Origin of the sequence: Pseudoalteromonas sp. S3776, assembly GCF_005886915.1 — a bacterium.
Taxonomy (GTDB): domain Bacteria; phylum Pseudomonadota; class Gammaproteobacteria; order Enterobacterales; family Alteromonadaceae; genus Pseudoalteromonas.
Map to the genome: position 1 here is coordinate 1 of NZ_PNCU01000001.1, position 12,482 is coordinate 12,482.

12 protein-coding genes are annotated in these 12,482 nt (G+C 39.8%); 8 read left to right on the forward strand and 4 right to left on the reverse strand.

Translation table 11 applies throughout. The annotated features are described in order from the left end of the window. Nucleotides 1-270: 270 nt before the first annotated feature. Nucleotides 271-3,348, reverse strand: a complete 3,078-nt coding sequence (locus CWC16_RS00005; protein WP_138539980.1) for an efflux RND transporter permease subunit — start codon at nt 3,346-3,348, stop codon at nt 271-273. 2 nt (nt 3,349-3,350) lie between these two features. After that, nucleotides 3,351-4,433 (reverse strand): efflux RND transporter periplasmic adaptor subunit, encoded by a 1,083-nt coding sequence (locus CWC16_RS00010; protein WP_138539981.1) that lies wholly within the window; start codon nt 4,431-4,433, stop codon nt 3,351-3,353. 123 nt (nt 4,434-4,556) lie between these two features. Here CWC16_RS00010 and CWC16_RS00015 point away from each other — a divergent pair, with 123 nt between their 5' ends. The 3 genes from CWC16_RS00015 to CWC16_RS00025 all read left to right on the forward strand — a co-directional run bounded on the left by CWC16_RS00015 (nt 4,557) and on the right by CWC16_RS00025 (nt 6,862). After that, entirely contained in the window at nt 4,557-5,453 is an 897-nt protein-coding gene (locus tag CWC16_RS00015; protein WP_138539982.1) for a LysR family transcriptional regulator, read from the forward strand. Continuing rightward, nucleotides 5,443-5,754 (forward strand): MGMT family protein, encoded by a 312-nt coding sequence (locus CWC16_RS00020; protein ID WP_138539983.1) that lies wholly within the window; start codon nt 5,443-5,445, stop codon nt 5,752-5,754. Before CWC16_RS00015 ends, CWC16_RS00020 begins: the two co-directional genes overlap by 11 nt. Nucleotides 5,755-6,310: 556 nt before the next feature. Further along, entirely contained in the window at nt 6,311-6,862 is a 552-nt protein-coding gene (locus CWC16_RS00025) for a diguanylate cyclase (RefSeq protein WP_138539984.1), read from the forward strand. A gap of 272 nt (nt 6,863-7,134) precedes the next feature. Here CWC16_RS00025 and CWC16_RS00030 read toward each other — a convergent pair whose 3' ends face one another. Both CWC16_RS00030 and trhA read right to left on the reverse strand, forming a co-directional pair. After that, on the reverse strand, nt 7,135-8,034 hold the full coding sequence (locus CWC16_RS00030) for an SDR family oxidoreductase (RefSeq protein WP_138539985.1): 900 nt from the start codon (nt 8,032-8,034) through the stop codon (nt 7,135-7,137). Nucleotides 8,035-8,647: 613 nt separating this feature from the next. Next, entirely contained in the window at nt 8,648-9,277 is a 630-nt protein-coding gene (trhA, locus tag CWC16_RS00035) for a PAQR family membrane homeostasis protein TrhA (protein ID WP_138539986.1), read from the reverse strand. A gap of 167 nt (nt 9,278-9,444) precedes the next feature. Between trhA and CWC16_RS00040 the strand changes: the two genes are divergently transcribed. From CWC16_RS00040 to CWC16_RS00060, 5 genes are all read left to right on the forward strand, one after another. Next, a complete protein-coding gene (locus tag CWC16_RS00040; protein WP_138539987.1) occupies nt 9,445-9,804 on the forward strand; it encodes a hypothetical protein in 360 nt (119 codons plus the stop codon). A 226-nt stretch (nt 9,805-10,030) separates the two neighbouring features. Beyond that, nucleotides 10,031-10,309: a hypothetical protein gene (locus CWC16_RS00045; RefSeq protein ID WP_138539988.1), complete on the forward strand. Its 279-nt coding sequence runs from the start codon at nt 10,031-10,033 to the stop codon at nt 10,307-10,309. A gap of 223 nt (nt 10,310-10,532) precedes the next feature. After that, nucleotides 10,533-11,114, forward strand: a complete 582-nt coding sequence (locus tag CWC16_RS00050) for an LON peptidase substrate-binding domain-containing protein (RefSeq protein WP_138539989.1) — start codon at nt 10,533-10,535, stop codon at nt 11,112-11,114. A gap of 69 nt (nt 11,115-11,183) precedes the next feature. Further along, nucleotides 11,184-11,807 (forward strand): sigma-70 family RNA polymerase sigma factor, encoded by a 624-nt coding sequence (locus CWC16_RS00055; protein ID WP_055013851.1) that lies wholly within the window; start codon nt 11,184-11,186, stop codon nt 11,805-11,807. Continuing rightward, a complete protein-coding gene (locus CWC16_RS00060) occupies nt 11,800-12,480 on the forward strand; it encodes a ChrR family anti-sigma-E factor (protein ID WP_138539990.1) in 681 nt (226 codons plus the stop codon). The genes CWC16_RS00055 and CWC16_RS00060 overlap by 8 nt, the downstream gene beginning before the upstream one ends. Nucleotides 12,481-12,482: the final 2 nt, after the last annotated feature.

The window sequence follows — 12,482 nt, forward strand, 5'->3', positions numbered from 1 at the left end:
TAAATTGTCCCTAGGCAGAACCCTTCGGGCAGCGCCTGTTTGGCATTTATACGACGTTATCGCCTATTTATGGGGAATAACCACACTACACAGGCTCTGCCTTGCCTAAATACCAAGCAGGCTGCTGCAAATTTAACCTCGAAAGATAAACAGGCCCCAGTATTAGTATGAGCGTGCTTATTATGTCCATCTTTAACCTCGGTTTAAATAATAAAAAACGCAGCTACGGTGAGGTAAGCTGCGTTTTAAACGTCCTGTAAGGCTTTTAAATTACTTTCTAGGCTCGTAGTCTATTCTAAATACAACAGTATAAAGCACAGGCACTACGATAAGCGTAAGTATGGTTGCAAAGCCTAAACCAAACATAATCGTTACCGCCATTGACTGGAAGAACACGTCAAATAACAGCGGGATCATACCTAAAATGGTGGTAATAGCCGCCATGGCTACAGGGCGTACACGGCTAACGCCAGATTCAAATACAGCTTGATAAGGCGATTTACCATCGCGAAGCTCAAGGTTTATTTGATCAACCAACACAATACCATTTTTAATTAGCATTCCGCTTAAACTTAGTAAGCCAAGTAGCGCCATAAAACTAAATGGTGCATTCATTATTAACATGCCTGCACTCACACCTATAATGGCAAGTGGCACTGTAGCCCAAATAACTAAAGGCTGTTTAAGTGAATTGAACAGCAGTACGGTAACCGCAAACATTGCTAAATAACCCAGCGGTAATGAGCCAAATATAGCGGCTTGCGCATCCGATGACGACTCATACTCGCCGCCCCATTCTAATTTATAGCCACGTGGTAACTCTATTGCTTCTACAGGTCCGCGTATGCGAGCAAAAAGCTTGGCGGCAGTTTCATCACCTAATACGTTGTGATCGGCCATAACCGTTATTGTGCGCTTTCTGTCGCGGCGCATAATTAGGCTGTCTTCCCATTCAACTACAAATTCGTCAACCACTTGTGTTACTGGCACAAATACCCCCAGTACTGGGCTGTATATTTGTAAATCGTGAACGCTTTCTACATTTAGGCGCTCATTTGCCGGTGAGCGAGCAATAATTGGCAGTAGTTGTGTACCATCGCGGTATACACCCACTTGCTTGCCCGAAAGGCTAGTAAGCAGCACATCATCAAGGTCCGACTTACTAATGCCTAAGCGGCGCGCTTTTTGTTCGTTAAATTGTGGGCGAATCATTTTAGTACGTGCGCGCCAATCATCACGAATATTATAAGCGCCGTCGTCTTGTGCGATAACTTCTTCAGCTTGGGCGGCTAATTGTCTCAGTATTACCGGGTCTGGACCTGTAAAGCGAGCTTCAATTTTAGCATCGGTTGAGGGGCCAATTTCCATCGGCTTAATTTTAAGCTCAGCTGAAAGGGGCGTACTTTGAGAGTACTCTCGCACTTTTTGCATTACTACAGCTACCGCCTCGCGGTTTTTTACTCTAATAATGAGCTGCCCGTATGACGAGTACGACTTTTGCGGTGCATAAGTGAGCATAAAACGTGGAGCGCCTTGGCCTGTAGTGCTGGTTATTTCTTCAACTAGCTCTTCTTTTTGAAGGTAGTTTTCAAGCTTTTTAATTCCCTCAAGTGTCGCCCTTATGTCAGAGCCTTGTTGCTGCCAGTAATCTACGTAAAACATAGGCGTGTTAGAGGCAGGGAAAAACGATTGTTTAACTGCACCAAAACCAACCACTGCCGAGCAAAGGAGTACAACCATAAGCACAAGCGTGGTTTTACGATAATGCATAGACACATCTAAAAGTGCTTTATAGCCGGTGAAAATAAAGCCTTGGTATGGGTCGTCGTCTTGTTCGCCCTCAGCATTTTTACCTTTTTTAAACTCATCTTGTTTAAACATTAAATTTGCAAAAAATGGTGTAAGCGTAATGGCGGTGATCCAGCTTAGTAAAAGCGATATAAACAACACCCAAAATAAGCTACCGGCAAATTCACCGGTCGCATCTGAGCTCAAGCCAATAGGGGCAAACGCAGTAATACCAATAACTGTAGCGCCTAGTAGCGGCCATTTAGTTTGTTCTACAATATTAACCGCCGCTTTTAACTTAGTTTGGCCACGCTTTAAATTTATTAATATGCCTTCGGTTACTACTATGGCGTTATCTACCAGCATACCAAGGGCAATAATCAGCGCACCCAAAGAAATACGTTGCAGGTCTATGGCAAACAGCTTCATAAATATAAAGGTGCCTAGAACGGTTAGTAATAAAATCCCGCCAATTAAAATACCGCTTTTTAATCCCATAAAAATCAGTAGTACCACAATTACAATGGCAATGGCCTCTACCAAGCTTACAATAAAGCCATCTACCGATTTTTCTACCTCTTTAGGTTGGTTATAAACCGATTTAACATCAATGCCATGGGGGCGCTGGTATTCAAGTTCTGCCAAGTGTTCGTCAATACGTTTACCTACATCGACTACGTTCACGCTATTCATAAACGAAACGCCAATTAAAAGTGCTTGCTCTGAGTTGTAGCGAATAACATTGTTGGGTACTTCTGCGTATTCTCTAAATACTTTGGCTACATCACCTAGGTAAATAAGCTCGCTAGCACCGGGTTTTGATATAAGTAGGGTTTCGAGCTCTTTAACATCTTTAAATTCGCCGGTTGGGTGAAAGCGTATAGACTCATCGCCCACTCTAATTTTACCTGCGTTAGAGACTGTATTTTGAGATTGCAGTAAACCAAAAATATGGCTTGGGGCTATACCGAGCTGCGCTAACTTGCGGGTAGACACTTCAACCATAACTTGTGGCTGTTGTTCACCTGCAATGGTTACTTTACTCACGCCTTTAACAAGTACGAGTTCACGCTTTAAGTAATCGGTGTAATCTTTAAGCTCATCATAAGAGTAGCCATCGCCGGTAACCGCATACATAACGCCGTATACATCGCCAAAGTCATCTAAAATAGTGCTCGGGTAAACACCACTTGGGAGTGAAGGCGCTAAATCGTTAATTTTACGGCGCATTTCATCCCAAATTTGGCGCAGCTGCTCCTTTCGGTAGGTGCTTTTCATTTCTACCGATATTTGCGACTTACCGTTTGATGAAATAGAGGTTACAAAATCAACGTAAGGGAGTTGCTGAATTGCATTTTCAATTGGGAAGGTGACTTCTTCCTCTACTTGTTGAGGTGACGCACCTGGGTACATAGTAATAACCATGGCGGTTTTAAGCGTAAACTCTGGGTCTTCTAGTTGGCCTAAATCAAAGTACGACACACTCCCGCCAATTAACAGCAGTAGTGCAAACATCCAGCTAATTACTTTTTTCTCTATAGAGAGTTGTGCAAAGCTCATAATTATAAGCCTCGCTCTTTATTCCATGGGCGTACTTTCATGCCTTCATCTAATGAATGCACGCCAGCAGAAACGACAATTTGGCCTTCTTTAACGCCGCTCAGTACTTCAATGCCGTCACGGTGTACTTGACCGACTTTAACAGCTTGCTTGTTAACAACGCCGGTTTCGGGGTTGTATATCCACACATGAGCGTTATCTGACACGCTTTCTTTAGCTTCAGAAAAAACCGACTCTATTGGTAAAATAGTGTAAGCCACTTGCGAGCTGGTTACTTTAGATAAATCAATAAATACACGCCCGGTCATTCCTGCAAGGAGGTTAAAGTCTTTAGGAACAGGCAATGAAAAAACAACTTTGTAAGTGAGCGTTGTCGGATCTGCCTGCGTATCCCACTCTTTTAAATCTAAGGTGTATTCTTTGTTCGTAAAACCATCGAACACAACGGTTGGGTGGTAGTCGCTGCCTTTTTTGATACGCGCAATGATTTTTTCAGGAACTTGAATCTCAACATCCATTAAATCGCGTGTTTCTAAGCGTAATATGTTTTGTTTGGCTTGAATGTTTTCAAAGTTTTTAACAAATACTTTGGCAACAGTACCTGCAAATGGAGCGCGCAATTCGCTGTATTCTAAATTAGTTTCAGCAATCTTAAAGGCTGACTCTGCCACTTGCATATTAGCCAATGCTTCATCGTACTCTGATTGGCTCGCTATTTTTTTCTCGTATAGTTGCTCAATACGACTAAGTTGCGATTTAGCAAGTTCATAACGGGCTTTTCTATCGTCGTACTGTAATTGAAAATCTTCTGGGTCGAGTTTTGCCAAAAGCTGGCCTTTCTCAACTTCTTCACCTGCTAAAACCGGAAACTCTACCAATTCACCATTTACTCTAAATGCTAAGTATGAGCCTTGGTTAGCAACCACTTCAGCAGGAAAACTGCGCACATTTGTTTGCGAATCATGTCCTATATTGAATAACTTTACAGGCCTAATGGGCTCTTCTTTTACTTGCTGCTCTGGCTCTGAACAGGCCATTAAAGTAAGTAAAGTCGTAGTAAGTATACATAGACGAAAGAGTTTCATGTCTTCTCCGTGGCAATGATGGGCAAAATAATTAAGTGCAGGATACGCCGCAACCATATAAAATAAAATTCATTAAATTTTAGAAACATAATAAGTTTTATTTATGATCATGTTGAGCGCAGTATGAAGCTGAATCAATTACAAATTTTAGATGCCATTGTACAAAGTGCAAGTTTAAGTGGCGCGGCGCTTAAATTACATAAAACTCAGCCTGCACTTACCTTAGCAATTAAAAACTTAGAGGCAAAAATTGGCTTTGAATTACTTGATAGAACCAAGTACCGATTACAGCTAACTGAAAAAGGGCGTGTTTTTCACCGCGAAGCACAACAACTATTGTATGCAAATGATGAGCTGGCACAGCTTGCTAAAGAGCTTGCACTCGGTAACGAGCCACAATATCGCATTTGCTACGAACAAATATGTCATAAAGACAGTTATAACGAGATCATAAGTAATACTTTTAGATTATTTAAGCGTACAGAGTTTAATTTAACCAGTGGCAAACGCTTTGTTTCTTTAGAGCAGGTAAATAGTGGGCAAGTTGAGCTAGGCATAGGCCCATGGTTTGATTTGTTTCATGCAACAGGGCATTTAGAAAGTTTGCCTATTGGTAAACTAAATATTGGTATTATTGCATCTACTAATAAATACCCTAAGCACATGACCTTTAACGAGCTACAAAATTACCCGTGTTTGGCCATGTTTGAAAGCGACTTAAGCATAGACAGCGACAAGCTTTCTTACTCAAAAGGGTCTGCCTTAATGAAGATTGATGATGTAACCAATTTAAAGTCGTTTTTGCTTGCGGGTGCTGGCTGGGCAATGATGAATATAGACTATTGCGCCCCTGAAATAGAAGCCGGGCTGTTGCAGCAAATACATATAAACGACAGAGAAGATCAGTTTGGTATAGAAGTGCGTGCATTTAGGCGTGATGCCATACATCATGGGCCCGTTGCCCGTTCCATTTGGGAGCAATTTAAAGTACTCAGTGAGGCGTACGTGAATGAGCGCTGATATCGATAAAGAAACCCTCATCTATACCATTATTGCAAATATACCTGCAGGTTTTGTAGCAAGTTATGGGCAAGTAGCCGCGCTTGCCGGTTATCCGCAAAATTCACGCCTAGTAGGGCGGCTTTTAAAGCAAATGCCTGATGACTCTGTTATACCGTGGCACAGAGTAGTAAACAGCCAAGGAAAAATATCATTCCCGGCAGGCAGTGATAAATACCAAGAGCAGCGCCAAAAGCTATTATTAGAAGGGGTTAGCTTTAAAAACGACAAAGTAAATATGCGCGAGTGTAGATGGCAGTAGTAAACGTACTATCGTAAAAGAAGCTTTTAAAGGCTGCTTTATTACAAGTGTGCGGCTTACTTTTTTGTTTTAGCTATCGTAAATCTACAACAAATAGGGTTTGTCAGCTTGTAGTTTTCCCTTCAACACAACCTTCTTAACTAGCTTTGTGAATGAAAAACTTACAATGATAAGCGATATATTTTCTACTTTTTCCACAACAAAAATATACACGGCAAAGTAAAAAACATCTCATAACCTACCTATACTTAAGATGGCATTTAATCAATTTAGCATCGAAATTTGGCATAACACTTGAACTACTTATTTGCTGTAAATAGATATTGAGCAGACCAAATGTCGGCTCATGGGCGCGTTTTAAGTGGTATCTCATTTACATAAAGGTAAAAGCGTAAAAACGTAAGTAATCCTCAAGCCATCTTAAAAGTGAATGATAAACTATCTGAAAAGTACGGTTTTTCACATCGCGAATGATGAATGAAGAAGCTGATGAAGTGTAGATATATAGTCTTAAGCATGAGGGTTTTTAAAACCAAATATTAAGGACTAACAAACTATGACTGACCCAACTTTATTGATTTTAATGTACTTTGTGATCCCTGTTTGGCTTGCTGCTGGCATTGCTGATTGGTTTTGTCATCGACGTAATAATATTTCTACAACCAGCGGTGCTAAAGAGTCATTTATTCATTTATTAATGTTTGCCGAAGTGGGCATACCGTTAATCCTCGTTCTAATTTTTGAAGTTAATAGTTTGATTATTGCCATTTGTATTGTGCTGTTTTTTCTACATGAGCTTACAGCAATGTGGGATGTAACTTATGCGGTAAGTAAGCGAAGGGTAGGGCCGATAGAGCAACATATACACAGTTTTTTAGAAATGATACCCCTGTTAGCTTTGGTATTAATTGTTGCGCGCCATTGGGAACAATTTACCGCTTTATTTACTCCAGGTGGCTTTCCTCCTGACTTTACGCTGCAATTAAAAGCCTCTCCTTTGCCAATAACTTACTTGGCAACGGTGCTATTTATAGCACTTGCGCTTGAATTTACGCCTTATTTAGAAGAGTTCATTCGCGGAATACGTGCTAAAAAAGATAACTCTTAATCTGTTTAACTTATTTAAGCAGTTAATTTATACGTGTCTAACTTGGCGCGCTCTTGATCACACTGAGCTAAATAGTGCTGTATGAGCACCGGTTTTTAGTACTAAGCTAAGGTGCTGTCTAAGGCATTGTTAACCAAAGCCACACCAATACTTAGTGGGGCTTATTTAGGTATGATTAAAAAAGGCTAGGTAATAATAGCGGCTTATATACGCCGCTATTATTTTATAAAATCAATAAGCTGATATTAACTAATATGAGAGAGCCTGTATGATTAAGGTAGATGCTGCCCACCTGTCACACCCATTATTTCAGCGGTAATGTAACTTGACTCTTGCGACGCTAAGTATACATAGGTGGGTGCTAGCTCAGCAGGCTGACCTGGTCTGCCAAGTGGCACGTTATCACCAAATTCAGGTAGTTTTTTAGCCGGTTGGCCGCCACTTTGTTGAAGTGGGGTCCAAATTGGCCCAGGAGCAACCCCATTAACCCTAATGCCTTTATCAATCACCATTTTTGCTAAACTTTTAGTAAAGCTTGTAATTGCGCCCTTAGTCGATGCGTAATCAAGAAGCCCAGCAGAGGGTTGATAACATTGGATAGAGGTTGTATTAATAATACTTGCGCCAGGTGGCATATGTTTTACCGCCGCTTTTGTTATCCAAAACATAGCAAATACATTTGTTGCATATGTTTGGCAAAATTGCTCGGTAGATAAATCGTCTAGCTCTGCAACAAACTGTTGTTTACCTGCATTATTCACTAATATATCGATTGAGCCTAAGTTTTCAATGCTTTGAGCCACAAGTTCGTTACAAAAACTCTCATCAGAGATATCGCCTGCAATTCCCCATGCTTTGCTACCGCTGGCTTTTAAGATATCGAGTGTTTCTTTCGCATCGGCTTCTTCGCTGGCTAAGTAATTAATAACCACATCGGCACCTTCTCTGGCAAATGCAATGGCAACCGCTCTTCCAATGCCTGAGTCGCCCCCAGTGATCAACGCTTTACGACCCTTTAATCTATCGCTACCTACATAGGTATCTTCGCCGTGATCTGCTTTAGGTTTTAAAATTCCATCTAGGCCTGGGTCTGGTTGATCACTGTCTTTTTCGGTCCGTCCCATTTGGTATTGGCTTCTAGGGTCTTGCATCGTAAATTGGTTAGTTGGCATATCAACGTCTCCTTTAACGTAAAGTTTAAGTTGGATTAACTGCATGTAATCACAAAGAGCCTAATGGGATATAACGCAGCAATGCGTGTTACCTATCTCTTTGCTTGGCGGGAATCGACGTAAAAGTGAGTGGTTGTAAAATATTGAGTATAAGTAGCGACTTACTAATGTAGCACTTGCCTTAATTGTAGAGTCAGCTTGTATTGCGCCCACTTTGTATCTCCTTTATGTATTTGCTTGGCCAAAGTTTCATTGACCATTTATATTGAAGGAGCAATAGATATGCCATAGCGTTACATTCAAAATATTAAGCTATGTCACTTATTTTAATGTATTTATTTTTAAACTAGGAAAAGTGTAAGTGGGTAAAATGGGTAAAATGGGTAAAATGGGTAAAAAATGGATAATAGTACCGAAAATGTTACAAGCTGTTTATCGAGCTAGTAAATTAGGCGAGTAAGGACAATGATAGGCTTATAGACAACGCCGTAAAAAACAGCGTTTTTAATTAAAGCTTAGGTGATATCGCCTAAGCTAAAACGAGCATTTACGTAAAAGGGTAGCCAAATTAATGCGGTTTATGTGCATGGTATAAAATGACTAATTACATGTATTAATACACGTAATTAGTAATTGAAATGTAGTGGCAAACGCACCCAGCAATCACAAACAAATGCCAAATAGCATGGCTAAATTGAGTGCTTTTAGCGCTATAAAATAATGTACCTAAGCTATAAAAAATGCCACCGGCCAGTAACCAGTAAAGTGCTTTTACATCAATATTTAAATAAAGCGGGTATACAATCGCGAGTGCAAACCAGCCCATAAGTAAGTAGGTAGCCAGCGATATTTTTTTATTACCATTTTTAACCAGCACTTTATAAGCAACGCCGCTAATTGCTACAGCCCATATAAAGCTAAGCGTACCCCAAGACCAAGCGCCATTAAGGGATAGTAACAAAAATGGGGTGTAAGTACCGGCTATTAATACGTAAATAGCGCAATGATCACACTTTTTATAAAAAGCGCGTATTTTTGGCTGCACACTGGCGTGATAAAGTGTGGATGATAAAAACAATACAAATAAACTAGCCCCATATACAGCGGTGCTAATATAAGCTTTTACGCTGGTGGCTTGTTTAAATAAATCCCAAGTTACAAACACAGCAAAAAATATACCCAGTGCATGGCTTAGTACGTTGAGTTTTTCTTCTTTGCGAGAATAGGGTGCATCTATAGTCATACTAGTCCTACCACTAATCAATTGAACTTGAGTGTACAGGTGTACGCTCAATGTTTCAATGCCATCACTGTTAATGTAAATTAGTCTGGTTACTTTTATTGATTTTAAAAGGAATTAATCGGTTATAGTGTGGTCGTATAGTCACAATCAATTAAGGCACGTTTATCATGAAAAAAGAGCTCAAAGCCGTTTTACTTACTGCCATTGTGTATCCTGGGGCAGGGCATTTTTCGCTTAAAAAGCATTTAATAGGCTGCATTTTTGCAGGTGTATTTACGCTACTTTTGTTTATGACATTAGGTGATATTTTGGCTGTAGCGCAATGTAGTGCAAATGAAATTTTAGCAGGTAAAATCCCAATGACGGCTTCTGGCATTTTACAAGCTGCTCGTAATCCATCAGGTGAATGTGCCCAACTTGGGGAATATAAATACCTTCCTTTAATGGTGGTTATTTGGTTATTAAGTATGGCTGATGCCTATCGGTTAGGTAAAAAAATGAAATTAGCTAAACACGCAAAAGAGTAACGCAGGGAGTTACTTTTAGTTGTGAAGAGTTAAACTTTATTTATTTACTAATAATTAGTCAAAAAATTAAAAAGGTTAGTTAAATTAACTAAGCCTGAATGCTGCATTGCTGTATGGTTTTTAATATAGTCTTTATATATCAATGATTTAATTTTTATTTTTCTGTTGGCACAACCCTTGATTATGTTATTGCGTCTAAACAATATACACAACAAGGAATACCATTATGAAACTTTCAATTAAAATCGCTATGGCAAGTTTATTAGTATTAGGTTCTTCGCAGGTACAGGCGAGTGAAGTGGACTTAGATGTAACTGATATTATAACGCAAAACGTAACAAGCTATATTAACCAAGCAACGGCAGAACTCGAGCAATCAATTTCGCAGAACCTTAGTTTTGATGCCCAAGCAGCTCTTGAGCAATTAGTTAATCAAGCGCAAGAACAAGCTGACGTTACCACGCAGTCTACAATGGCGGTAACTACACAAGTTAAAGCTAAATAAGTGTAAAAGGATAAGACGATGAGCAACGAATTAGGGTTATTTGCACTTATGTTGGCGCCTGTTGTAAGCATGATGAGTGTTTACTATATGGTTCAAGTTATAAAAAGTATGGGCAGTTGGATTAACTTTTAAATAATGGGTAAATAATTCGATTTAGGTAAGCTGATCGACTTAGTAAAAGCGCACGTAAATAATGGCAGTGTAATTTAAAGAAGTAGACTTTATGAAACGTGCGATTTTCCCATTACCAATATTTGTGCTACCTGAAGGCTATACGCGTTTACGTATATTTGAGCCTCGGTATTTAAACATGGTAAAAACCGCACTACAAAATAACGAAGGTTTTGTTTTGTGCACTTACCAGCACGATACGCCATTTAATATTAGCGCTCAGGGCTGCTTAGTCGATATTATCGACTTTGACCAAGACCTTAGCAATATGCTACTCATTGATGTGTACGCTGCTAAAACCGTGCAAATAAATGACGTATATCAAGATGAAAGTGAATTGCGCCATGGCTTATTAAGCGATTGCAATACGCCGTATTGGTACAATGACTCCCACAGTGATATTTCGGCCGATAATCAACGTTTGTCTGATTCTTTGCAGGACATATTTTTAAGCAATCAAGAGCTTTCGAGCCTATACAGGCAAACTAAATTTGACAATTTAGCTTGGGTTGCCGCGCGCTGGCTTGAATTATTACCTATATCTATTGATAAAAAACAGCAACTTGCGTTCGAAAGTAACTTTGCTAACTTACTAAACTTCCTCCATACTGTGATTAACAATGAATTTGCCTAAAATAATGTGATCTGCTTTAAATTGCTTAGCGTATAGATGTGTACAAAAGCATACACGGGATTAATTATTATGGTAAGTCAACAACCTTCACAACGTTGTGAACCTAATACAGGTAAATATACTGCCATGCCAGAAACGCCAAGTGCAGAGCTTATGCAAGCTTTGCTTGATGTAGCTACTTCGCGAGACAAAAGAGCGTTTGCTTACTTATTTGAATATTTTTCGCCAAAAATTAAACGCTTTGGAATAAAGCAGTTTGGTTCAGAGGCACAAGCAATGGAGCTTGTACAAGAAACATTAACCTCAGTTTGGCGTAAAGCGCATTTGTATCATAGCGATAAAGGGGCTGCAACGACATGGGTATATACCGTGATGCGTAACGCTTCATTCGACATGCTTCGTAAAATGAAAAGTAATAAAGAAGAAAACATAAGCGAAGATATTTGGCCACTTATTAACGAATCTCAAGATACAACACTTGAATTTAGCGACCATTTGGAAGACCAGCAAATTAAACGTTACCTAGATAAATTGCCAGCTGCACAGCGAGAGGTAGTCAGAGGCGTTTACTTTCAAGATATGTCGCAAGAGCAACTTGCTCAACAACTTAATATTCCTGTAGGCACGGTAAAATCACGATTGCGTTTAGCCTTGCAAAAATTACGTAATGAAATGGGAGATCAGCATGATTAAACATCACCCTAGTGAATCTTTACTAGCACAATATTGTTCAGCGCAGTTACCTGCATCGTTAAGTGTTGCGGTTTCTATTCACGTTGATATGTGTCCAGTTTGCCAAGCAAAAGTAGCAAAGCTCGAAGCCGCCAATGCAAATGATGTATTTAGTGAGGCGCTTGATGTGTCTAATGAATTAAATCTGAGCAATGATTTACAAACATCAGATTTTGACATCGACCTGTTAGATTTAATCACTGCTGATGCTAGCATTGATGAAGTTTACGAAGTTGAACCAGTAACTGTACAAGTCAATGAGCACAACTATGAATTACCTCGCGCTTTGACACGCATTTCTCATGGGCGTTTTACCCAGGTGGGTAAGCTTGCTCGCTCGCGTGTTGCTATTGATGATGGCCCGCTGCGATCAAGCCTTTTACATATTGGTGCAGGAGGAGAGATCCCAGAGCATACTCATAAAGGCTTTGAGGTAACCCTGTTACTTGATGGTGAGTTTAGTGATGAAGAGGGAAGTTACGTGCCAGGTGACTTTATTTGGCAAGATGGCTCTCATCAGCATACTCCACTTACAAAAGATGGCTGTTTATGCTTTACAGTAGTCAGTAGTGCGCTACATTTTAATAAAGGGCTCAGTAAGTTACTTAATCCTATAGGTAACTTGATTTATTAAGA